Source organism: Rhizobium sp. Pop5, assembly GCF_024721175.1.
Lineage (GTDB): Bacteria > Pseudomonadota > Alphaproteobacteria > Rhizobiales > Rhizobiaceae > Rhizobium.
On the sequence record NZ_CP099398.1, the window covers coordinates 353,043 to 376,337 of the forward strand.

Here is a 23,295-nt window from a genome sequence, read left to right on the forward strand (position 1 = left end):
TCGTCAACAGCTGCTTCATGAACATTTCGTTCCCTGCATCGAACCGCTGGGCCAAGGTGGATTAGAGGTCTAGCTTTAGCGTTAGCGGTTTTTGCAACCAGCTTGGAGGGCCGGCCGACAGAGCGGGCGACGCCGGCATCATCCGACTGGCGGATGCGCGGAGGGCAACAAGTGCGCGGAGGGCAACAAGCGCGCCTGGCGCAACGTCGCCAGATCAGGTGAGCCGGTGCAAAAGCAGGCGACGGCCAACTGGCGGATGACGACCTCGAAATGCGCAACGACCGCTTCGGTCGATACCGTAGCCGCCGGCAGCACGCCGGCTGCCTGCCCGGCAATGTCCGCACCCAGGCGAATGGCCTTGGCCACGTCGACGCCGTCGCGGATCCCGCCGGACGCGATAAGCTTCACCGTTGGCAGTGCCCGACGGACCGCCTGCAAGCTGGCCGGTGTCGGGATCCCCCAATCGGCAAACGCCATCGCCACTGCACGGCCGGCGGCATCGCGGGCGCGCTCGCCCTCCACCGCGGCCCAACTGGTGCCGCCGGCTCCGGCGACATCAATCACCTCAACACCCGCCTCGACGAGCGCGCAGGCCACCGAGGCGGACAGGCCCCACCCGACTTCTTTGGCCACGATAGGCACGCCCACGCTACGCGCGGCGCGAGCCACCTGCGCCAGTACGCCGTGCCAGTCGCGGTCGCCATCCGGCTGTAGCACTTCCTGCAGCGGATTGAGATGGACGATCAGCCCATCAGCCTCCAGCGCATCGACAGCCCGGCGCGCCAGATCAAGGCCGTCGGCCTCGCGCAGTTGCGCAGCGCCGATATTGGCCAGCAAGGGAATGTCAGGCGCCAGGCGGCGTAGGGCGCGCGTCAGCCCCTGGGAATTGCGCGATTGGAGGCTCACGCGCTGCGAACCGACGCACATGGCGATCCCCAAGGCTTGCGCCGCCTCGCTCAGGTGCCGATTGATGGCCTTTGCGCGTGGCATTCCGCCGGTCATGGAACTGATCAGCAGCGGCGCACGTATGGGCTTGCCTAACAGCGATGTGCGCAGTTCGATCTGCGTCAGGTCCAGCTCGGGCAGTGCGCAGTGTTCGAACCGGATTTGCTCCCAGCCGGCAGCGACCGTGGCTGGCGCCGTTCGCCGATCCAGCACGAGGTCCAGATGGTCGTCCTTGCGCCGGGTCAGGGCGTCGTCGCACCCGCTCGCTCGATCCGCCGTATTGGGCGTTGGCGTTGCGTCGGATCGGACCGAGGGCGCCGCGCGCACGCCGCCGCCTCCCGCGCGTTCACGCCGGCGCACGCTGGCCTCCCCCGCCGCATCGTTGCCGTAGCGGCTGATCGAGGTCTGGTAGTACTTCGCGCGAATGACCGCCATGGCCTCGATTAACGGTCCCCATGGTGCAGGAAAGCGTTCTTTCACCATCACTCGGTGCAGCATGCGCGCATGGCCGACCAGCTCGTCGTTGAGGAAATCCTCCACAGGCATAGCCGGATAACGCTGCAGGAGCAGGATGGCAGCGTTGTCGGCTTCTCCCGCCGCCCTATCCTTGGCGCATCCATGCAGATCGTTCTGCAGGCGCCCTATCGTGGAGATGAGCCGCAGCACCTGGCGAAACGCCGGACGCGCGCGCAGGGTCGCCATGTCCAGCCCCCATAGCAACGACAGGCAACAGAACACGTTCGCGTAGGCGATCGAATCGATGGAATTGTGCAAGTATTCGGCGTACGACCAGCGTTCAGCCCCCGCCGCCTGCGCGGGTCCGGCGCGCAGCGCCGCGCAGTAGCACCGGGTATCGTTTAGAAGCTCAGTATAGTCGCGCCTATCGTAGGCGAGCGCGGCCAGGGAAGCGCGCAGCACAGCGCAGCCCTCGAAACCGGGGACCGCGCATGGCACGCCCTGCCCCAGCGCCTGCTCCACCGCGGCCAGCTGCTCCGGCGCGATCAGGCCAAGGTCGTTGCAATCGTCGAGCCAAAACAGTAGCGCCAACTCGCGATAAAACGCCACGATCAGCTTTTCGTCCTGCGGATCTCGGCCGGTGCGGGCGCTGATATCGTGCAAGCTCGGTTGGATACACTGCAGGATGTACTGTCCGCCCCTAACTGCTTCTACGGCATGCTCGTCGGCGAATCCGGTCAGGGAACGCCCCCACTCCAGTACTTGCTGCAGCGCGCTTTCCGTCGGGATCATTGCGCCATTCCTCCTGCTCCCTCGGTCGGGATGCGCCGCCCCCAACGAAGAGCCAGCCACAAGCCGGCGAGTTCGATCACGCGCACGACCCGGGTCGGGCAATACAATTCCTTGCCGATCCACAGCGGCGTCTGCGGCAATTCATGCGCCTCATGGCGAGCGAGCATCCACTCCAGCGCGTGCGCGACCGCCAGCGCGATGCGGGCGCGCCCTGTCGGCTCTTCGCGCCCATCCATCACGTGCAACGCGAACAGCGCATAGGCGGTTTCCTCAAATGTTGACGCGCGACCCGCGCCCCAGCCGCCGTCGTCGCGCTGCGCCTGCAACAGCGCCGCCAGCGCGCGCTCGTCGCGCCACTGGGGCGCGCCTTGCGCGAGCGCAGCGATTGCATGCGCGGTGGGATACAGCCACGAAACATGCCATTTGTCATTGTCCCATAGACCGTCCGCGTTGCGATTGGCCTCAAGGTAAGCGCTGGTACCGGCGGTGGGCTTTCCCAACAGTCTGAACGCATGCAGGGCGTGGATGTTGGTCGACACCGAGGCATTGCGCTCGCCGGGGAAGGTAACGAACAGCCCGCCGATTTCGAAGTGGCGCAACGCGTTGGCAGCCGGGTTGCGTCCTGCTAGGTGCAGGATGCACAACGCAACAGCAGTGTCGTCCGCATCGGCCGCGAAGTGCAAGGCCGGACCCAGACCGCGCACGCCCAGACAGGCATCGAGCTGCGCGACGATCACGCGCACCGCCTCGGCGAGCGCGGGATGCGAAAACAACCCGGCCAGATGCAGAGTGTACAGCGACCAGCATGGCTCGAACACGTTGATCGGCCAGACGCTGGGAACGACACCTTCGATGCCGCTGCGCGCCGCGCGCGATGCGGCCTGAAGATACCTGTCGGCACGCTCGACCTGTGGCGCGCTCGCCTGTGTGAGGGCGTGCGCACGCCACGCGGCGGTTGCCGCCGGGCTGATGCCGATGCTGCCGTCGTCGTCCAGGCATGCCGTGGTCGGCGACGTCCCCCAGGCTTCCCAGGAGTGCAACAACGGATGGCCGCTCGGCAGCGGTCCCACCGTCCCCAACTTAACCAGGCACGCTTGCCGCAACGGCAACAGCGCCGGGTAGCGCGGAAACACCACGTCGCCCACCAAGGATGTGGCCTCGCCGGAGATCTGCGGCAGGATCAGCTCCGCGCCTACCGGCGCGTCTTCCGGCACCGCATCCGCGTAGGGATCCGGCTGGCGCTCGAGGAACCGCGTTGCAGCCTGAACTGCGTCCGCAGCGCCGGGAAGAGGATCGGCACGCCGCAATGCAAGCAACGCCGCCCACGTGGGTACATGGCGGAACAGTGGGAAGTCAGCACTTCCCCACCCGCCATCGGCCTGTTGCTGCGCCATGAGCCACGCGTATCCGTTCTGCCGACCGGTGACGTTGCCGCTGAACTGCAAAACGCGCGCCGTGTCGTAAACGGACGGACTCACGCTGCCGCCATCGCGCGTCTCGTTCAGCAAGTGGCGCAATTCAGAAAGGATCTGTTCGGACAGCGCACTCATGCGGGATGTTCCCTCTGCAGGCAGTTGACGAGAAGCGCGGCGAAGCGCACCTATGCTGGCGGCGGTCCGCGGTGGGCAACCGCTCCGATCTGCGCCGTGGAATCGAACACAATGTAGCATCTAGCGGTGCCGCCGGCCGATCGCAGCGGTACGGCGGCGCCTCCGTGCGGACCGGCGCCAATGCGCACGGCGCGTGCTTGAACAGATACCCTTTTGGCCCGCTGCACGGCCTGCGCCAACCGCTCCGCACGCGGGCGCAGCGAGGTGATGGCTTCCTCGGCCTCTGGCCATAGGCCCGGCACTGACTGGGGCGCTGCATGCAGCTTCGTGATCGGCACGCCGGTTGCTTTCTTCTCCGCCGCATGCTTGCCGGGGGCTTGCCCAGCGTCGCGTCATCCGCTGGCGTGTCATCCTCGACCACCTACAATACAAGGCCGAAACAGGCGCGATAGCGATCCAGTGCGCGGTACAGAGTAAAGCGCGGCATCCTCCGCGACGGCGCATAGCGCGCCAATGCCTATGGACGCGCGCACCGGCAGTCCGCCGCACGCCTGCGCGCCCGATCCGCCGAACGGGGAAACGCCAGTTCGGTCGTCGTTTAGCGTGGAACCCTTCTGCATGTTGTTCATCTCCTTCTACCTGACAGAGAATGCCGCGGCGAGCGGCGAGCCGCCGCGGTGCTGCCGGCGTCGCACCGCGCGCGCGCGCCGAGTGCAGCAATGCCGCCCATCGTCGTCGCCGCTGCCTCTTGACACGGGGCAGAGGATCCCAGCTCACGAGAATCCGATGCGGACTGTCATGGACGGATGTGCGGTCGGGTAATAGCGCCGGCCTTTTTCGACGCCGCTCATCAATCGCGGCCGCACCCCGGCCTCCTGCATGGTCAATGCCAAGGCGATGCTGAACTGCACCAGCTCCAGCCATACAAGGTGATAGCCCATGCAGACGTGTGGGCCGGCACCGAACTGCAGCATGTCCACCGGCCGGATCGGCTCCGTGCGTTGCAGCCACCGCCCCAGACGGAACTGATCGGGCGCTTCGTGCAGCAGCGGCGAGGTCGAGAAATGCAGTAGTGGGATGCACAAATGAGTGCCCGAAGGAATGCGCCGCTGGCCGAGTTGTAATTCCTGCATCGCGCGACGCGGTACGAGCGAGGAAGCCGGATGCATTCGTAGCGTCTCCCGAAACAGCGCCTCTGCGACCGGACATTGCGCCAGGTCCTCGTGCCCGGTCGGCACCGCGCCCACGCGTTGCGCCTCTTCGACCAGGGCGTCCCACAGCTCTGGATGCTGCGCCAGCTCGATCACCATCCAGGCTATCGTCGAGGCGGAGGTCTCGTGGCCGGCAAGCAGCAGCAAGCGGATATTGGCGACCAGGACGTCATCGGAGAGCGCGCCATCGCTGCAATCGAAGGCGCTCACCATGTCGTTGATCAACCCGGTGCGCGCGGCGCGCGCGCGCGCGTCCCGGATGAACTGGCGCGACTGCGCGTCGATCCAATCGCGGGCGGCGCGGCCGCGTCGCAAGGGCATCCCCGGCAGGTCGATCGGGGGCGCGACCATCAATTGTAGCAGTTGCCGATACTTGCGATGCCACTCCGACAGGTCTTGGGCGGGGATGCCCATGAGACTGAAGGTGAGTTTGAGCATCAGGTTGCGGGTGTCTGGCAGGATAGCGACTTCACCGCGGTCGCGCCACGCCTTGACCTGAGCCCTAATAATTGGTTCGAACAGCTCGCCAATGCCGGCCTCGGTCAGACCCCTCGGCAGAAACGCCGCTTTTATCCCATCGCGCGCCTGCCGGTGCGCGCTACCGTCCAAAGTGACCAACGTTCCGCCAAGGATGTCGGGCGCCATCTCTTCGATCAGTGCCGAGGACACTTCCTTGTGCCGGAGCAATGCGAGCGCATCTGGATCCAGGCATGTCATCAGGTGTCCGGCCGGGCCGAAGTCCAGCCAGAAGTGGCTGCCTAGGGTCCTTTCCGCGCGCCGCAGCAGGCGCGGCAGATCGCAGACGATGGCGGGAAGATGCCCGACCAGGGAGAAAGCGCCAGGCATGACCGGGATGTCGTCCCGTAGCCGGCGCCAGCGGTTCAGCGGGTTGAGCAGCATGTCCATCACCAATGCGACGCTGCGGCTGCTTCGGCGGCGTCACCGGCCGGCCGAGCCGCGCTGTTGCCACCGTCGGCGTAGGTTGGAACATGCGCCAACATGCCGCCGTCGATACACACCACCTGGCCGGTGATGAACGCAGCCTCCTCCGAGAGCAGGAACGCGACCAGCGCGGCTACGTCCTCGGGGCGGCCGACGTGCGGCAGGAGCTGGTGCCGGTGTAGATGCCGTTGCATGCACTCGTCCAGCTTGGCGAAGAGACGTTCGGTCATGACAAGACCTGGCGCAACCGCGTTGCAGCGGATCTTCGCGTGTCCGTATTGGGTGGCAAGCGAGGCCGACAGCATGTTCATTGCGGCCTTCGACGCGGCGTATGACGTCAGTGCGGTGTCGCCGCTGAGCCCTTGGCACGATGACATGTTCACGATCGCGCCACCACCACGGCCGATCATTTGTGGGATGGCCTGCCGGCAGCAAAGGAGCGTGCCGCGCAAATTGGTCGCCATGGTCTGGTCCCAGACCGCCACGTCCAGGTCGAGGATCGCGCGGTCGTGCGGAGTCAAATGCATGGCGCTCGCATTGTTCACAAGCACGTCGACCCCACCGAAGCGCCGCTTCGCCGTTTTGAACAGCTCTGCCACCGCCTGCGCATCTGCGATGTCCATGGCCACGGCCAGCGCTTGGCCCGCTTCGGCTGCGATCTGTGCGGTGCAGGCGATGGCAGCGGGGCCATCAATGTCGGCCACCACCACTCTGCCGCCCTCGCGCGCGATGGCGAGGGCGCATGCCTTGCCGATCCCGGCGCCGGCGCCGGTCACCACGGCCACCTTGCCTTTAAATCGTTCCATCATGTTCTCCTGGATTGCGTAGGTCTTTCGCTGCATGTCGCTCAGCGTCTGCCGGAGAGGGCGTAGGGCCGGGGTTGGTGCAATGGTCATCGCCGGCTTCGCTTTCGATCACCCGAATGGCCGCGACCGGGCACTGGCTGGCTGCTAGGCGCACGGCGGCGTGCAGCGCCTGCGGGACCGTCGCCATGCACACTTCCGCCACGCCGTCCGGCTCGCGCTGACGAAAGGTGCCCGGCAGCGTCAACACGCACTGACCAGTGGTTCCGCACAGGTCCTGGTCGACCACGACGCGAACCTCAGCCGCCGCCTGCGCGTGCAGCCGCACCGGCAGCGCGCGGAACGTCCTAAGGAACGCTGAGGGCTCCCGGGTCGGCTGCTCGGCCAAGGCCAACGTGGGGAAGCGAGCCTGGATCTGCGGCAGGCTCTCGGCCAGTTGCACCCTGGCGAGTTGAGCACCTAGGCAGAAGTGGATGCCGTGGCCGAAGCTCAGCATAATCTTTCCGTCGCTCGACATGCCAGGCCTGGTGCCGTAGAACCGCACCGGATCGAAGCGGTCGGGATCAGCGAAAGCGTCCGGGTCGCGATTGCCGGCCGCGATCAGCACGCGCACGTCCGCGTCCTTCGGGATCACCACGCCATGCAGTTCGATGTCGCGCTGGGCGATACGCGGAATGGAGCTGAACATGGCGGGCGCCTCGCAGCGCAGTACTTCTTCTACAAATGCCTCCACCCCTGCGGCGTCTCCCTGCAGCCAGTGCCGCTCCTCGGGGTAGGCCAGCATCGCCAGCACCGCATGGTCGATAGTCGCAGCAGTGGTGGCGAAGCCGCCCAGCAACATGCCCCACAGCATGCTGATCAACTCCGCGTCCGAGAGCGTATCGGCGTCGTCGGTGTGTGCGCCGACCAGTGTCGACACGATGTCGCGGCGGGGATCGGCGCGCTTGCGCAGTATGAGGTCGCCGAAATAGGCCTTCACCCTGGCGCTGGCCACGTCCGCCGCGGCGAGCTGTGGATCGCTGGCGTGCGGGCTCAGGCCTTCTAGAATGGCGCTGACGATCGCTGAGAGCTCGAAAACGTCGTCTTGGGGCATGCCGAACAATTCAGCGAAGACAAGCATGGGCAAGGCCAGTGCGAATTCCCGATGCAGGTCCACCGCCTCTCCTCGCTCCAGTGCGGGCGCCATGCCATCCAGGCGAGCTGCGACGATGCGCGCGATGCTCGGCCGCAGGTTGTCGATCTGGCCCACGGTGAAATCGCGCGAAATCAGCCGGCGCAGACGCGTATGCGTCGGTGGTTCCTTCATGGCTAGCGTAGACGCCAGCAGATTGAGCGACAGGCTGCTCGCCGCACGCGGGAAATAGCGCGCCAGTTCGGATGGCGCCGGCCCCCGAAACGCATCGCCCGTAGCCTTGAACGCCCAGTAGATGTCGGCGTGGCGGCTCAACAGAAAGAGGCCCGACGCCGCGCGGTGCACCGGATCGTGCCCTCGCAACCACCGCATGAACGGGTACGGGTCTTGGATGCATGCTGGCGACGCCAGCTCGGCGAAGGCGTCGTGGCATGCTGCCGTGGTGTCTTGCACGTCCATCTTGATTACCTGTCGAGTGGCTGATCTGACCGGTGCGCGCCAGGCGCCGCCAAATGAGAAGATTGCGATGCCGGGGGGCGTCCGCACCAGAGCACCGGCATCTCCTCGAACCCGCCGGTGATGATCTCCTTGCGCAACTTCAGTTCTTCGGGCGCCACGGCCAGGCGCAACGCGGGAAAGCGCTGGAAGATCGAACCGAATATGGCCTTCAGTTCCAGCCTCGCCAGCGCCGCCCCGATGCAATTGTGCTGCCCGTAGGAGAACGCCAGGTGGGGATTTGCGTCGCGTCCGATGTCGAAGACTTCCGGGTCTTTGAAATGGCACGGATCAAACGAGGTCGCCGGCAGGCCGACCAGTACTTTGCTCTCCGCGGGTATATGCACGCCCGCGATGGTAACGTCGGTCCGGGGATAGCGCATGATGCCGTCCCACCCCGCGCCAGGCGAATACATGCGCAGTATTTCTTCCACCGCCTTGTCAACCAGGGAAGGATCGCGGACCAGGCGTTCGCGCTGTTGCGGATGGCGAAACATGGCCAGCAGGCCGAATTCGATCTGCGCGACGGTGCTCTCGTGCCCCGCCACCAGCACGCCCGCCGCGAGGCCGATCGCCTCTTCCTCGGTCGCTTTGCCCTGGTCGACCGCGGCTAGCAGATCCGTCAGCAGGTTATCGCCCGGATCCTGTCGCTTGCCCCGTATTTTGCCGTGGATGTAGGCGCGGAGCTCTTCCCAGGCCAGGCCGGACGCGCTGCGCGGGCCGCTTTCATGCTGGTGCGTCATCACCTCGTCGGAGAGCCCTGCGAAAAAGGCGTGTTCCTCGAAGGGCACGCCCATCAGCGCGCTGATTACCTTGGCCGGAAGCGGAAAGGAGAGATGGCGTCGCAAGTCTGCGGGCTGGGGCTGAACCGCCAGCGTATCGAACAACTGCACGGTGATCGCCTCGACCTGCTGCGTAAGCAGCTTCACCCTGCTGTTGCTGAAGGCCGGCGCCACGATCGTGCGTAACCGAGCATGCTCGTCCCCTTCGTGCGAGACCAGCCATCCCGGCGAACCGAGAATGACCGAATCGGGGGTGAAATCCGCCGGAGGCATTCCCGCGGGCAGGAATGCCGCGTCAGACAGCACCGCCTTGGCCTCGTCATAGCCTGTCACCCACCAGCATTCGTGCCCGGACGGAAGGCGCACGCGGTGGATCGGACCTTTGGCGCGTAGCGCTAACATCTCGGGCGAGGGCTCGATGTGATCGACCCGCCACATCGGCAGCGTCGGCAAGGATTGTTCGGACATGGTGACGCTTCACTCTTTAAGCCCGGAAGGGGCGGAAGATGATGGGCAGACTGCGGGCAGCAAATGAGTTAAGGCAACGTGTAGACCACGCCCTCTGCGGCGATTGCCAGCGCCAGATCCTCCGGCCGCACGAACGGCGGGGGGAAGACACTTCCCAATTCCAGGCGCGCCAGCGCAGCGCCCAGGCACAGATGCGGCCCCTGGCCGAGCGGCAGGTGCGGGTTTTGCAGCCGGTTGAAATCGAACATGTCGGTATCGCCATAGGTCGGCCGACCGTAGGAATTGGCGCAGCAGGTTCGACCGCACCCGCCCACCGACCCGTCCGCAAACAGAACTTCCAGTCCAGTCCCACACCCCCGGCTTCCCGCCTGGCTCAAGGTCTGCCGCTTTGGCTGTACCGCTCGCGACGTGGGCGATTGTTGTGGGTCGCAAACGAAGAACTCTAGATCGCATCTAACACTCCTCACATTTTCCCGGCACACACAACCGAGCCACTATCATTGCCCAGCAAACCATCGGAACTCACGAGACGCGAACAGCGATGCGCCGCCCGAAGACCATCGCGCTGCGATTGGCGACATACCGTGACCAGAGCAAATCGCGTGCCGAAGTGAATTCGTGGGTTCAGCAGGCATTTCGTAGCAGCGCGTAGTGTCAAGCTCCCGCCATTCAGTCTCAATGCCGACAACCGCGGAGTACATGTCTGACAAAAGACTGCTCTAAGCCGGTCTGCGTCCGATAGTCGGCGACCTGCATGGGATGCCCTCGCGGCGGGCTTTCGTGCAACAATCCGCGCCATCTTCGACGTCGAAGTTGCCCCGCCAGTTTTCGTCCGATGGGCGGGAACGTCGTCGACTGCGCCGAGGCCGCCGCGTTAAAAGCGCCGGCTCTGGGCAAATCAGACTGGACCCGCCTCGACCCTCCGGTAGTAAAGTTTGCGGAGCTTATTTCCGCCAAATGCAAGTTCTGAGCTTGTAGTCATCTCGTTGACGTTGTTCTTAATGTTTCCACCCCCGCGCTTACCGAGACGGTCGAGCTTCTCGATCGGCGTAGGTAGAAAAGGCAACGGGAAACGCTCAAACTTCGAAGCATGTTCTCTTCCGGAAACATGTCATCTAATCAGGAGCGGCGGTCGGCAACAGTCGCCTGAGTCGGAGGTGCTTTCTAAACCAGACGATGCCCAATCCAGAAGCCTCCTGCCGAAGATGAAGCAATCGGGAGACCAATGCAGCATCTCATGGACCGCCGCACCGTGGTGAAGAAAGCGGTCCTCGGTTGCTGGAGGTTGTTGAGTAGTTCCATGACATCGAATTGAGCTTTAGCCTGATGAATTGGGTCAATACCTACACCGCTAACTAAGGGGTGCGCCGTTTACGCCTTAGGTCAAGCTGGGGGACGTTGGACTGCTCTGACCTGCCCCTGCGAATTTCCTCCAGAATTGATTAGAGTCCGGCCCATCAAAGGACGGACGAATGAAGAAGCAGAGATTTACCGAAGAGCAGATAATTGCGGTGCTGAAGGAGCAGGAGGCTGGTGCGAAGGCGGCCGACCTTTGCCGCAAGCACGGATTTCAGAAGCGACGTTTTACAACTGGAAAGCCAAATACGGCGGCCTGGAAGTCTCCGAGGCCAAGCGGCTGAAGGCGCTTGAAGATGAGAATGCCAGGCTGAAGAAGCTGCTCGCCGAGCAGATGTTGGACGCAGCAGCACTCCGCGAGCTTCTTTCAAAAAAATGGTAGGGCCTGTCGCGAAGCGTGACGCCGTCACGCATCTGAAGACCGTCATGGGTCTTTCGGAACGGCGGGCCTGCCAGATCATATCCGCCGACCGCAAGACGATCCGCTATCAGTCGAACCGACCGCCGGAAACCGAGTTGCGAGCGAAGCTGCGCGACCTCGCCAATGAGCGGCGGCGTTTCGGCTACCGGCGACTGTTCGTCCTGCTTCGGCGGGAGGGAGAACCGTCCGGGGTCAATCGCATCTATCGCCTTTATCGGGAGGAGGGTCTCTCTGTCCGCAAGCGCAAAGCCAGACGCCGTGCTGTCCGCACGCGTGCTCCGATTTCTGGTCGAAGCTAAGGCCAATGCCCGATGGTCGCTAGACTTCGTGCACGACCAGTTCGCTTGCGGAAGGAGGTTTCGCGTGCTCAACATCGTCGATGACGTAACGCGCGAATGCCTGGCGGCGATCCCGGACACGTCGATCTCCGGCCGCCGTGTCGCCAGAGAACTGACGACGCTGATCGAACGACGCGGCAAGCCGGGGATGATCGTCTCCGACAACGGCACTGAACTCACCTCGAATGCGATCCTCGCGTGGTCGAAGGATCACAAAGTCGACTGGCACTACATCGCGCCGGGAAAGCCGATGCAGAACGGCTATGCCGAGAGCTTCATGTATAGACGGCCCCGCGGGCGCAAGAGGCTTTCTGCAAGTTTAGGTCATCATTCGGGTGCGTTCATGTATTCGGCCTTTGTCTGCGACCGAGACCATGGTCGCTGGCCCTGATGGAGTACGCGGATCGAGGCCTCATCAACGGGTCGCGCTTGAATGCGGCGCCTAAAGCTCTCCGGGTTTGCTCGATCCCCAGCTCCGCTGGATGACCATCTGTTGCTTCTGCACCTTACGCCGGTTCGCTGAGGTTTCCTGTCTATGCTGTCTTGACGCGTGCCTCCCTGAACATCTCTCCACTTGTCATCATCGCCCAGATGATCCGAGCAAGTTTGTTAGCCACGGCGACGGCCACAATCATAGGACGTCGTCGTTGTAGTAAAGCTTCGATCCAAGCTCCCCCGACCTTCGCTCGAGCTTTCGGATACCGAACTATATTCCTGGCGCCGATTACGAGCAGATGACGCAGGTAGGCATCTCCTTGTTTCGTAATCCCTCCCAATCGAGTGGTGCCGCCACTGGAGTTTTGACGCGGCGTCAGGCCCAGCCAAGCTGCAAACTCTCGACCGGAGCGGAACATCCTAGCGTCCGGAATGGTGGCGGCGATGGCCGTAGACGTGATTGGGCCGACCCCTGGGATCGACGAAAGCAGATTTGAGACCGGATCTGAACGACCGATTTCCGCTAGCTTCGTCTCAATCCCGTCGATCTGCTTGTTCAACTCGCCAACAGATCCGATCAAGCTGGTCAACGCATACCGAGCATGTTCTGGCAACGAGGCCGCAACTTCCTCTATCATCGGCATTATGGTCTCGATGCGTTGTCGACCTTGGCCGAAGATGATTCCGAATTCGGCGAGATGAGCGCGGATCGCACATACCGTCATGGTCCGTTGCCGTACCAGCAGACCTCTAGCTCGATGTAGCATCAGGAAGCTCTGGTTAGCCTCAGACTTTACCGGAACGAAGCGCATATCGGGTCGCCGAACAGCCTCACAGATGGCTGCAGCGTCCGCGGCGTCATTCTTCGCGCCGCGCCGTACAAACGGCTTCACATACGAAGGCGGTATCAACCTAACCTCGTGACCGAGCTTCATCAGCTCCCGAGCCCAGTAGTGCGCCGTGGCACAAGCTTCGACACCAACAACGCATGGCCTTGCACGCTGAAAGAACTTGATCATCTCGCTTCGCCGGAGCGCCGCGGTTTTGATCACTGAACCGTCGGCATCCACCGCATGGACGTGAAAGTTATGTTTGGCCAGATCAAGGCCTATCGTGCTGGCGATCATATCAGTGGCTCCTGTTTGAGTTGGCGCATCATCATACGACCAACCGGTTCGGAGCGGGGCCGTCTTCCCCATCAATGGTCGGATGCGCGACGAACTGCTCAATGAAAGCCTGTTCTTTGGCCTCAATCATGCCCGAAGCGCCATTGCCGAATGGGCGGACGATCACAATAATTTCCGGCCGCACTAATCGCTCGGATATCAGACCCCGGCAGATTATGCCGGGACCATCGCCGCAACCGGCTCCAACGCTGCGCAAGATGAAGGCTTCGCGTTTCCGCCGGTTGCTCACACCGCGCCACTTGGCGTATTCAAAACCGCCGAGGCTCTAATCGCCGCCGGATGAAAATTCAGTGGCAGGTCAGCTCAGTTTCATCGCGATCATGTTTTTGTGGCTGGTTTGCCTGCCGAGTTCCTGAATGTATCGACCTGTCGCTCTCGCGCGTGGGCCGGAAGGACATAAATAGCAGGCTCAAGAAATAAACGACCTGAAGGAAAACCGAAGCCGCTAGTGTTACGGCGAACGCTTTGAAGATGGAAAGCGACGCGGCGTAGGCCGAAACAGCGCTGGTGCACGTGACCAGTAGCATGATGCAAAAAAAAGTTCTAAAGGACAAGGCCTTGCTCCCGTTCGTTCGTCCAATACTTGAACTGCGTCGACGCTGACGTTTCGCCCGATTCGTCCACGCTATGAACGTGCATGACTTCGCCGTGAGTGCCATAGGTTGCCAAAAGTTGGGTCAGCGCGAATACGCCAAAGTGACGACTTCTTCTTTCGCGGCTTCCGACTCGGCAAATCCTGTTCGCCAGACTCCGAAGGCCGCCGCCATAGCGAGCAACAAGGCGGCGCCAGTATCTCTCCGGGATACGCAATAAAATCTGCCGCTTCCTATCTATTGCATTTTTGTACGTTCTCCGCTGAGGTCGCGATCGGCTTGTTTGGTGAGACACCTTGGTCATGCACCAAGGTCGCTAATCAGGCAAAATAGATTGATTGGATGCCATCATCCGCGTTTTGAATAACGCTAAAAACGCGGCACCGAAAACGCCTGGGGACCGAGCGCGAACTCGCGACCGCGGCTTTCAGCACACTTTAAGTCAGCCAACAGTGAGCGCGGCTGTTGCCCCGGTTGCGCTAGCCAAATGTCGTGATGCTCGGATGGAACTCGCCGATTGCAAATTTTCTTTCTGCTTTATACGTCGTAAGGGGTGCCTTGATAGAAGCTCCACTCGTTAGCTTCGAGTTCAGGCTCTCGCGTCTGCAGCATGGGAAATGATTTCTAATTCTGCCGGGTATTCGTACAACGTACAGATCTCGTCAAACTTGGAACACGCACCCGTTTGCATAGTTTGCCCAAGGTCGGGATCCCGTTCCGCAAATTTGGGACAAATTCGAGCCATACGTGCGGCGACGCCGATGGCCGCCGCGTTCGATTGCTGAACCCGCTTAGTCGACTCGCGGCTGCCGGTATGGTCTAACATCGTCGCGTTCATGTTTGGCCCGGAGTTGGTATGGGGGCTGGCCGGAATAAAAACACGCCCATTAAAATATCTCAATAGAATCAACTGGCTGGGCGACATCGGAGCGACGCGTCCGGAGCCTGGCTTGAATTGAACCGAACCGAATTGGCGCAGGACCATTTACACAGCACGCTGAAATCTGCATATTGCCGCGCGTTGTCGCTATCCCAAGTTGATGCACGAGTCGCTTTCGCTCCCGTCAAAAGCAGCTGGGCACGAGCTCTTTTCAAGAATTTAGAAGGCAAGGATATGGAAAATTTTGTGTATCTGTTGGAGCCAGAAAGTGCGATCTTTCGCGCCGCTGAGCTCCCTGATCGCAACAGCATTGCATCGATCGCCGGTTTAATTGGCAGTGATCTTATTCAGATGATCCGCTTCGACGACATGCACTCGCTATTTGTTGGCGAAGAAGCTTTGCGAGTTGGGTTAACCGCCTTTACGATCTTTGACGGGTACCCGATCCCTCTTGCCGGGCAGATAGCGCTTTTGGGAGGCGATGGTAGTAAACCTTATCGTTCGCCGTCAATAACGATGACGGAAGCCGCGCGACGTTTTGAATGTTGCCGGCCGGTGCTTGATCCTGTGTTTGTTCCGATGGACCGAGTGGCGAACAAGGGCCTCATCGTTGCGGGCGCACTGGAAGGCCTGCAAGTGCGTATTGATCGCCGCTCCCCGGTGCTCCTATGAGCGCAATGACGAATGATAGGATCCAGGAGAATGAACTCTATCGCGCCGATTCGCTGAGAGTCCGCGAGCGTGGCGACATGGGCTCGAGAAACGGAAAGCTGACGCCTCAAAGCGGCGTTTACTACGTTGCCGAAGGCCTCCCGTTCAACTGGACAAAGGTCAACACTGAAGGTCGGAAGACGTTCAGTGCCGGTCTCCAACTACTCTGAGGACTATCGAAGAGACATATGATAACTCTATCGGCGGCTAACACGTCGTTGCGCAGCAATTGATCTTTGATCTTCCCTCAGATTGACACTCAGACTGCTCGATCGGCGCCGCAGATTGAAAGCCTGCGTTTGTCCGTTTGGCGATAACTGGGAGGCGGGATCGCCTCCCCGCTGCACGGGCGATCGAGTGATTGAAAAGCCGGCTTCAACTGTCACTTGCTCAAGCTGGCACAACCTTTGAATGCTCGCCTTGCGGGGATCAAAGCAGCCAACTGAATTCGATTATTGGAGAAAGCGACGAAGCGCATGCCAAATGTGCATCACATCGGGGTCTCGACGGTGGCGGTGCCAGCTGCGGACGCCGCACGTCAAACCGGCATAGCCGTCGACCACTGCGACGATTGCCAAACACGCTATTTCAGCCGACCATGCCAGATGGGTCTCAAGTTATATTTTGATGACTATGTGCTCTTCCGCGTTTTTTCGCGCGCACTTGAAGAAATTGAGATGGGGATTGCCACCGCGACCGAGGCAACCGGCCTTTCGCTTAGGGAGCTGCGGGATATACCAGCCCGCAGTTTCCCGGCAAGGCTTATCCGCGCTTTTGCCCTGCAAGAGGCGAGTGATTGCGTGCCTGATGCGGAGGAGCAACTGTTGCGCGATATGCTCCTAGGGCATGTGCGGCCAGGCGACCCTGAGGGCGTGCGTTTTGCTAAGATCATTGCGCGACGTTCCATGCGCGAAGACCACCTCTGGCGGGATCTCGGCTTGCTTGACAAAGCCGAACTTAGGAGATTGCTGTTCGCGCATTTTCCGGCGCTGGTGGCAGGCAACACCAACAACATGAGGTGGAAGAAGTATTTTTACCGCAAGATTTGCGAAGCTGAAGGCTTTTCCCTTTGTAGCGCTCCCAGCTGCAAGGAATGCGGCGATTTTAATGAATGCTTTCTCCCTGAGGAAAGCGGAAGTCTTTCTGGAGCGGCAGAGTTCGTCGGGCGCGAGATCTTGAAAACGTGAAGGCCACAGATGCAACTTGGCGGGCTTGTCCGGCGACGTTGAACCGATACGGGGGATTAATGCTCCCGATATTACGACTGTGCGGGCACGCGCAAATGCCACTTTCCTAAAGATGAGCGGTGATGTCGTCGTCGGATAATGATCATCGGTCAATTCTGATAGCACCTACTAAAATTGCCTTAAGCTCTTCGCCGTATTCGACTACGCGATCCACAATTTGTCGGAGCTGAGCGTATGGCCGGAAAAAAGCGTCCGCGACTAGCGCTTTAACTTGATAGCTTGCTCACGATCTTTGCTGTAGCCTTCGAGCATTTCCTCAGAATTTGGCCCGCTGACGATCGAAACCGGCTCCGTTGTCAATCTCGCCAATGGCGGAACAATCCGGGCCTGCAAGACTTCAGCTGCCAAGCTGTCGGCATTCCTCCTATTTGTTCGTGGAGACAGCATAACAGCGAGCTTGTTGTAAGCGACAATCTCTACTGTGCCTTCATATGCGTTCTGCTGATCATCCGGCCTTAATTCCGACGCGCGGTGCGAAGCCGATTGGCCGTCAATGCGGTGCCGATCTGTTTGGCTCTACGACTTGCCACACTACTTCTGTCCCTCGCCTGAGATGTAAGGATACGGACGAGATTTGTTGATCTTTGACGCAAGCGATTTCCAACCGACAAGACCTCGCAGCCGCTTCATCCAGTTTGGCGGTTTCGAGACAAGAGTTTGTCGATCCCGCCTTCGAAAGTTTGGAATTAAATAGCTGAAGATCAGCAAAACAACTGTTTTATATGCTGCTGCCCACATGGCACGGGTTTTGAAGATTGCCATGCGAGGCGGCGCGAGCTGCCTGCCTTTTACTCAGCGATGGATGGAACGAAAGAAGGAAGGCGATATGTCAGATTTGCGTCAAATCGCATTTTACGGCAAAGGGGGGATCGGCAAGTCCACCACCTCCCAAAATACGCTCGCAGCGCTTGTCGACCTCGGGCAGAAGATCCTGATCGTCGGATGCGACCCGAAAGCCGACTCCACCCGGCTGATCCTGAACGCCAAAGCACAGGACACGGTTCTGCATCTGGCAGCGCAGGAAGGTTCGGTGGAAGACCTTGAGCTCGAGGACGTGCTCAAGGCCGGCTACAAAGGCATCAAGTGCGTGGAGTCCGGCGGTCCGGAACCGGGCGTCGGCTGCGCCGGGCGCGGCGTCATCACCTCGATCAATTTCCTTGAAGAGAACGGTGCATATGACGATGTCGACTACGTCTCCTATGACGTGCTCGGCGATGTGGTGTGCGGTGGCTTTGCGATGCCGATCCGTGAGAACAAGGCCCAGGAGATCTACATCGTGATGTCCGGCGAGATGATGGCGCTCTATGCCGCCAACAACATCGCCAAGGGCATCCTGAAATATGCCCATTCCGGCGGCGTGCGGCTCGGCGGCCTGATCTGTAACGAGCGCCAGACGGACCGCGAGCTCGACCTCTCCGAGGCGCTGGCTGCCAGGCTCAATTCCAAGCTCATCCACTTTGTGCCGCGTGACAACATCGTCCAGCACGCCGAGCTCAGGAAGATGACGGTGATCCAGTACGCGCCGGACTCCAAGCAGGCCGGGGAATATCGGGCGCTAGCCGAGAAGATCCATGCCAATTCGGGCCAAGGGACCATTCCGACCCCGATTACCATGGAAGAGCTCGAAGACATGCTGCTCGACTTCGGCATCATGAAGAGCGACGAGCAGATGCTGGCCGAACTACAGGCCAAGGAGTCAGCGGTGGTTGCGGCTCAATAACTGCCGCTGTCGACAGGACGCGCTGGCCCTTGCGCCAGCGCGTCCTTCCAAGAAAGCCGCTTCGGCGACGACGACCTAACCCGAACCTTGAAAGGGGGCAGGGGCCCATGAGCCTTGATTACGAGAATGACAGCGTTTTGCATGAACAGCTCATTGCGGAAGTGTTAGCGCAATATCCAGACAAGGCGGCGAAGCGCCGCAAGAAGCACCTCAGCGTCGCAACGAGCGGCGACGAGCCTGGCGATGAGCCGAAGGCCCTTTCCGAATGCGACGTCAAATCGAACATCAAGTCCATTCCGGGCGTGGCATGTGCCCAATAGGACCAAGCTTTCGAAGGAAAAAAACGTGTCAAATATTGTATGTGAACGTGACACGGACTGCAGGCGAAAGTCTTTGCGCGCACCGTCGTCGATTTTCGTTCCGAACACAAATAGCGGGGTGCAGTTGCCTTGGTATACTATCTACCCAACAATACAGGAGTTTTCTTCAGAAATCGGCGCCCACACTTATGAGCAATGGCTGAGAAGCCAGGGAACTGATGACGCTGTCTCGCTCTATCTCCACATTCCATTCTGCCGCTCGATGTGCTGGTATTGTGGTTTTCCGACTAGCATCACTCGTCGGGACACTTTGATAACCAATTATCTAGCAATGCTGCGCGAGGAAATCCGCCTGGTCGCCGAGCAAGTGCCGCAGGCACTCTCAGTGGGTGACGTGCACTTTGGCGGCGGATCCCCGACCATTATGCCATCGGCAGACTTCCTGTCGCTAATGGAACTCCTGCGCGGCCGTTTTGCGATTGAGCGAGGTGCAACCATTGCCGTTGAGGTCGACCCGCGCACGTTCACCACCGATATGGCCGAAGCCCTAGAAAGGACCGGTGTGAATCGCGCAAGCGTCGGTGTGCAGAGCTTCGATCCCGTCGTACAAAAAGCGATCAACCGGATTCAGAGCGAGGCGCAAGTGATGACCGCCGTCGAAAACCTCCGCCTGTATGGGGTCAGGCGTATCAATTTCGACTTGATGTTCGGTTTGCCGAACCAAACCGTCCAGTCCTGTCTCGAGAGCGCTATGTTAGCTATTGCGATGCGTCCCGACCGCCTCGCGGTTTTCGGTTATTCCCACGTTCCATCTTTTCGAAAAAATCAGCGCTTGATTGACACAGCAGCACTGCCCGATATAGCCGCGCGAGCTGAGCAGGCCTCAGCCATGGCCGATACGTTAGTTGCAGCAGGCTATCTGCAAATTGGTCTCGACCATTTTGCTTTGCCGGATGACGAGCTTGCAATAGCACAGAGAGCTGGTCGTCTGCGCCGAAATTCGCTTGGTTACTCTGCCGAAACCTGCTCAACTGTCATCGGTTTGGGCGCGTCCGCCATTGGTCGTTGCGGCGACGGTTACGTTCAAAACGATCTCACGCAAAGCTGTTATAACCGGCACATAGCATCCGGCCGCTTGGCGATCTCAAGGGGCTACCGTTTAACTACCGAGGATCGCGTAAGAGCTGCAATCATCGAACAGCTCATGTGCTACTTGGAGGCGGACATATCAGCAATCTGTACGGCTCAGGGATTTGATCAGACCCATCTAGTGAGTTCAGCTAAGCAGCTAGAGATTCTGGCTGAGGATGGGATCGTTGAGTTTGACAACGGTTTAGTCCGTGTGCGGCACGAACGTCGCTCTGCCCTTCGCCATGTCGCTGCCGCGTTCGATGCTTATCTTGGCCGCCAGCCGATCTAGACTGGCAAACGGAGGGCCTTGGAGTGATCACATAATCGAGCTCGAGTTCGTCGAGATGTTAGGCAGGAGGCAAGCCCCCAATTGCTCGATTTTAAATCGATCGCTGAATTCGCAGTCCATGGCATGTGTCGGTCTCGATCGCGTCACAGTTCAGCTCTCGCCACTGGCAAAGAAATCCGCCGTCAAATATCGTGAAAGGTCTGGCGCAGCACGGCTTCACCGGCTCGGTTGAGCGCGCCAACTTGAAGCAGGCGACACCTTCGTTCAAAACGGACCAGACGCCCGGACAGTTCAGCTTGACGCCACCAATGCGGCTTCGATTGCGCAGGCGGCGGAGACGCGCATCCAGGAAACCTGCGGCAGGCTCGATGTCCACGGTGGCGATCGAGCGCGGTTAAATGCCTAGAACATGGCCTAAACACTCTTGTCGTTGATCTCGACGAAATGGGACCGTGTTCGGACCCCAATTATTTGTCCTTGCCGTACACAGGTGATGCTGCCGCTGGCTCCACTACATGCCCGGGGCGACAGGTTGTTGCACTGCGACAGGTCACCGTTCAAACCGCTCCAGCATTGTTCTCAACTGCGCGTTTTGCAGCCTTAGCTTTCTGGCTAGTTGCCTCCTGAGCACCCTGATGTCTTCGTCGAGGCTCATCTGGTCCGCAGTGTGAACTGCCGGGGCAGCGTTTGCAATCGCGGCTGATGCCTTCTTACGCGGGGCGACCTCGAGAGTTCGCTCGAGCCTCGTAGCATCGTGCCCAGCGGCGATGTCGGTACTAAGCCCGCCGAATGGAGGTGGATCGGCCGCCTCAACGTTTTTGGCATCTTGGCCTTCTACCTGATCGTGGCCACCGATTCCAACTTCCTTAGAAACGACAAACTCGGTGGAAATTGCAGGAGAATGGCCGTGACGGGGAGGCCCCTCGCTTGCCGGTCGAACGGCGCTTATCAGGCTCTTCTCGGCAGGCGTTTCGGTCGGACCGGCAATGGCCAATGTGTCCGGCGTAACCTTCTGGTCCGAACCGTTTTCTCGCTTTTGTTCGCGACCCGGTGAGATCAGTCGGGCAAGAAGTTTCCAGGGAGACGCCATCTATCCGACCTCGCGTTTTATCCCGCAAGCAGGCAGTGAGTTTGGGGTCCGGCAACAGCATTACCGTTGCCGAATTGTTTGTCTCGATAAGAATGTAGATACGGTCGCTTATTGACCGGCTGCTTATATCAATCGAGCTTGAGCCGTTTGCGCAGATCTTCATTTTCAGCGCGAAGTTTTTCAGCAAGAAGCTTGCGCAGCCGCTGATTTTCCTCTTCCAACTGCAAAAGGTCTGCCATTTCATCGCTCGCCGTCATCGGGGCAGCCGGCGCTGCCTGCACAGCCTTTGGAGCACGGTGCACAGGTGCGCGTTTGGCGCTCGCCGTGGCTTCGATAGCCTTTGTCTTGCGCCCTCTCCTCTTCACACCACCGTCCCCGGCCAGCGCAGCTGCCGGCTCTGCCGTAGCGTCAGCTAACGCGGTCTCGAGTGCCGCGACTTTTTTGGCGCGCGGTTTGCGCTGTTTCTTCGGCGCATTAGGCGTTTCGACAACGGTCTGTCCATCGACCTTGGTTGTCGTATTAGTCTCGTCGGCCATGCTCATCTCCTGTGTATCTGATGCAGTTGTCGACGGCCCGAGAGGCGCTGTCAACAACTGCTCGGCCTGATCTTGTTCCGGCAAAGACATTTCGCTGTCGGGTTTGCCACTCTGAGAGCTACCTGACAGAAAAGGCAATGCCTCTTCCTCTAGATCGCGCGCGACTGACTTTAGATCCACATTGCCCCAGATCGAGTTCGATCTGGCATCAAGTTTTCGCCTGCCGTTCTTGTACTCGACGGCAAAACTGCGTTGCACTTTTTTCAATATAAGAGGCCTTGGAGAATCCACGGGGTGGCTGATGTTATGCTGGAACAGCACGAATAGCGCCTACCGGACTACCAGTCTATACCCACGGTCTAGCCTGAGGCCAATTTTTTAGCGCCGCGTTATTTTTTGGAGTTACCGCGGCCTCTGCCGATTTATCGTCCCGGTCCCTAAGTGGTGAAGGAGCCGCGCACCAACCCAGGCTTCTCCTTCGTCGGCTGGCGCTGAACGCCTTCAAGAGTTCTCCAATGCGTCTCCATGTAGTTTCAACGGTTCGTTCGTCTGCCTTTCTGACGAGTGTCTTGAGCTTTGCGAACATCATCTCGATGGGATTGAGGTCGGGGCTGTAGGGCGGCAGGAAAAAGAGATGTGCACCGACATCTCGGATCGCATCGCGGGCCGGCTTTCCCTTGTGGCTTCCCAGATTGTCGAGGATGACGATGTCACCGGATTTGAGTGTCGGGACCAGACATTGGCGAACCCATGCGGTAAAAGCGATGCCATTGATGGGACCATCGAGGACGAAGGGGGCAACGATGCTATCGCGGCGTAAGCCGGCCAGGAAGGTCAGTGTCTTCCAATGACCATGAGGGACTTTTGCAATGAGGGGCTCTCCCCGCTGACACCAGCCGCAGGTGCGCGTCATGTTGGTCTTGACCCAAGTCTCGTCGATGAAGACGAGACGGTCCGGATCAGGCCGGTGCTGATGGGTCTTCCATCGCATCCGGAACCGGGCCACCTTCGGGCGGTCTTGCTCGCTTGCCACCATCGTTTTTTTTGAAGGTCTTGCCTTCGCTGCGCAGAAAGCGCCAGACGGTGTCGTGAGACACGTTGATCCCCGCAGCCTTCAGGTCCGCCGACAGTGCGCGCACCGTCCAGTCGGACTTGACTTGTAGCCGCTGACGCACTGCATCGGCGGCCGCACCCCTCAGTGTCGGTTTGACATAGCCGCCGATCTTCGCCGGCACCAGGCCTTTACCTGAACGATCGAGTTGTCCGATCCGCACCGCTGTCGCAGCCGATATGCCAAACCGCTCCGCTGCGGCGCGAACCGTAATGCCATCACTCAACGCTGTCGCAATGCGCGTTCGCAAATCCAGAGAAAGAGGTCGCACCATCATTGCCGGCCTCCACACCAGCAATGACCTTGAATCACAAAATTGAAGGCAAGGGAATCTCCGCACGATTCCGATTAGCG

Annotated in this window: 14 protein-coding genes and 5 pseudogenes; 7 read left to right on the forward strand and 12 right to left on the reverse strand. The window is 60.4% G+C overall.

From position 1 onward, the window contains the following. Nucleotides 1–138: 138 nt before the first annotated feature. The 8 genes and pseudogenes from fni to NE852_RS01710 all read right to left on the reverse strand — a co-directional run bounded on the left by fni (nucleotide 139) and on the right by NE852_RS01710 (nucleotide 9,824). Nucleotides 139–1,305 carry a type 2 isopentenyl-diphosphate Delta-isomerase gene (gene fni, locus NE852_RS01675; protein ID WP_016737499.1) on the reverse strand — a complete coding sequence of 389 codons (1,167 nt, stop codon included), beginning with the start codon at nucleotides 1,303–1,305 and terminating at the stop codon, nucleotides 139–141. Next, a pseudogene (locus NE852_RS01680) lies at nucleotides 1,292–2,193 on the reverse strand (hypothetical protein). Before NE852_RS01680 ends, fni begins: the two are co-directional and overlap by 14 nt. Next, complete coding sequence (locus NE852_RS01685; protein WP_011053441.1) at nucleotides 2,190–3,743, reverse strand: hypothetical protein; 1,554 nt, start codon at nucleotides 3,741–3,743, stop codon at nucleotides 2,190–2,192. The pseudogene NE852_RS01680 and the gene NE852_RS01685 overlap by 4 nt, the downstream one beginning before the upstream one ends. Before the next feature lie 773 nt (nucleotides 3,744–4,516). Continuing rightward, nucleotides 4,517–5,860, reverse strand: a complete 1,344-nt coding sequence (locus tag NE852_RS01690) for a cytochrome P450 (RefSeq protein WP_258155599.1) — start codon at nucleotides 5,858–5,860, stop codon at nucleotides 4,517–4,519. Further along, complete coding sequence (locus NE852_RS01695; protein WP_008536513.1) at nucleotides 5,860–6,702, reverse strand: SDR family oxidoreductase; 843 nt, start codon at nucleotides 6,700–6,702, stop codon at nucleotides 5,860–5,862. The genes NE852_RS01690 and NE852_RS01695 overlap by 1 nt, the downstream gene beginning before the upstream one ends. Further along, entirely contained in the window at nucleotides 6,689–8,290 is a 1,602-nt protein-coding gene (locus NE852_RS01700) for a cytochrome P450 (RefSeq protein ID WP_008536512.1), read from the reverse strand. Before NE852_RS01700 ends, NE852_RS01695 begins: the two co-directional genes overlap by 14 nt. 5 nt (nucleotides 8,291–8,295) lie before the next feature. Beyond that, nucleotides 8,296–9,576, reverse strand: coding sequence for a cytochrome P450 (locus tag NE852_RS01705; RefSeq protein WP_011053445.1), 1,281 nt, complete (start codon nucleotides 9,574–9,576; stop codon nucleotides 8,296–8,298). A 68-nt stretch (nucleotides 9,577–9,644) separates the two neighbouring features. Then, the gene (locus tag NE852_RS01710) at nucleotides 9,645–9,824 is read right to left on the reverse strand and encodes a cytochrome P450 (RefSeq protein WP_008536508.1); all 180 of its coding nucleotides are present in this window, start codon (nucleotides 9,822–9,824) and stop codon (nucleotides 9,645–9,647) included. A 1,224-nt stretch (nucleotides 9,825–11,048) separates the two neighbouring features. Between NE852_RS01710 and NE852_RS01715 the strand changes: the two are divergent. Beyond that, nucleotides 11,049–11,968 (forward strand): annotated as a pseudogene (locus tag NE852_RS01715) (IS3 family transposase); the annotation flags it as partial. 256 nt (nucleotides 11,969–12,224) lie between these two features. Here NE852_RS01715 and NE852_RS01720 read toward each other — a convergent pair. Then, nucleotides 12,225–13,253: an IS110 family transposase gene (locus NE852_RS01720; RefSeq protein ID WP_037175911.1), complete on the reverse strand. Its 1,029-nt coding sequence runs from the start codon at nucleotides 13,251–13,253 to the stop codon at nucleotides 12,225–12,227. A 70-nt stretch (nucleotides 13,254–13,323) separates the two neighbouring features. Here NE852_RS01720 and NE852_RS01725 point away from each other — a divergent pair. The 6 genes and pseudogenes from NE852_RS01725 to hemN form a co-directional block, all read left to right on the forward strand. Then, nucleotides 13,324–13,596 (forward strand): annotated as a pseudogene (locus NE852_RS01725) (transposase); the annotation flags it as partial. A gap of 1,424 nt (nucleotides 13,597–15,020) precedes the next feature. Next, nucleotides 15,021–15,458, forward strand: a complete 438-nt coding sequence (locus NE852_RS01730) for a hypothetical protein (protein ID WP_008536498.1) — start codon at nucleotides 15,021–15,023, stop codon at nucleotides 15,456–15,458. Between the two features lie 515 nt (nucleotides 15,459–15,973). Further along, the gene (locus NE852_RS01735) at nucleotides 15,974–16,684 is read left to right on the forward strand and encodes a nitrogen fixation protein NifQ (RefSeq protein ID WP_008536495.1); all 711 of its coding nucleotides are present in this window, start codon (nucleotides 15,974–15,976) and stop codon (nucleotides 16,682–16,684) included. A gap of 886 nt (nucleotides 16,685–17,570) precedes the next feature. Next, nucleotides 17,571–18,464, forward strand: coding sequence for a nitrogenase iron protein (gene nifH / locus NE852_RS01740; RefSeq protein WP_004675840.1), 894 nt, complete (start codon nucleotides 17,571–17,573; stop codon nucleotides 18,462–18,464). Between the two features lie 107 nt (nucleotides 18,465–18,571). Continuing rightward, a pseudogene (locus tag NE852_RS01745) lies at nucleotides 18,572–18,769 on the forward strand (hypothetical protein); the annotation flags it as partial. 88 nt (nucleotides 18,770–18,857) lie between these two features. Then, nucleotides 18,858–20,204, forward strand: coding sequence for an oxygen-independent coproporphyrinogen III oxidase (hemN, locus tag NE852_RS01750; protein ID WP_128623694.1), 1,347 nt, complete (start codon nucleotides 18,858–18,860; stop codon nucleotides 20,202–20,204). A gap of 550 nt (nucleotides 20,205–20,754) precedes the next feature. Here hemN and NE852_RS01755 read toward each other — a convergent pair. The 3 genes and pseudogenes from NE852_RS01755 to NE852_RS01765 all read right to left on the reverse strand — a co-directional run. Continuing rightward, nucleotides 20,755–21,294, reverse strand: a complete 540-nt coding sequence (locus tag NE852_RS01755) for a hypothetical protein (protein WP_004679185.1) — start codon at nucleotides 21,292–21,294, stop codon at nucleotides 20,755–20,757. 128 nt (nucleotides 21,295–21,422) lie between these two features. Beyond that, the gene (locus NE852_RS01760) at nucleotides 21,423–22,097 is read right to left on the reverse strand and encodes a transcriptional regulator (protein ID WP_008536492.1); all 675 of its coding nucleotides are present in this window, start codon (nucleotides 22,095–22,097) and stop codon (nucleotides 21,423–21,425) included. Between the two features lie 217 nt (nucleotides 22,098–22,314). Further along, nucleotides 22,315–23,215 (reverse strand): annotated as a pseudogene (locus tag NE852_RS01765) (IS630 family transposase); the annotation flags it as partial. Nucleotides 23,216–23,295: the final 80 nt, after the last annotated feature.

Coding starts and splice junctions, on each gene's coding strand:
- NE852_RS01685 (WP_011053441.1), bottom strand. CDS start 3,743: ATGAGTGCGCTGTCCGAACAGATCCTTTCTGAATTGCGCCACTTGCTG.
- NE852_RS01690 (WP_258155599.1), bottom strand. CDS start 5,860: ATGGACATGCTGCTCAACCCGCTGAACCGCTGGCGCCGGCTACGGGAC.
- NE852_RS01695 (WP_008536513.1), bottom strand. CDS start 6,702: ATGGAACGATTTAAAGGCAAGGTGGCCGTGGTGACCGGCGCCGGCGCC.
- NE852_RS01700 (WP_008536512.1), bottom strand. CDS start 8,290: ATGGACGTGCAAGACACCACGGCAGCATGCCACGACGCCTTCGCCGAG.
- NE852_RS01705 (WP_011053445.1), bottom strand. CDS start 9,576: ATGTCCGAACAATCCTTGCCGACGCTGCCGATGTGGCGGGTCGATCAC.
- NE852_RS01710 (WP_008536508.1), bottom strand. CDS start 9,824: ATGTTCGATTTCAACCGGCTGCAAAACCCGCACCTGCCGCTCGGCCAG.
- NE852_RS01720 (WP_037175911.1), bottom strand. CDS start 13,253: ATGATCGCCAGCACGATAGGCCTTGATCTGGCCAAACATAACTTTCAC.
- NE852_RS01730 (WP_008536498.1), top strand. CDS start 15,021: ATGGAAAATTTTGTGTATCTGTTGGAGCCAGAAAGTGCGATCTTTCGC.
- NE852_RS01735 (WP_008536495.1), top strand. CDS start 15,974: ATGCCAAATGTGCATCACATCGGGGTCTCGACGGTGGCGGTGCCAGCT.
- nifH (WP_004675840.1), top strand. CDS start 17,571: ATGTCAGATTTGCGTCAAATCGCATTTTACGGCAAAGGGGGGATCGGC.
- NE852_RS01755 (WP_004679185.1), bottom strand. CDS start 21,294: ATGGCGTCTCCCTGGAAACTTCTTGCCCGACTGATCTCACCGGGTCGC.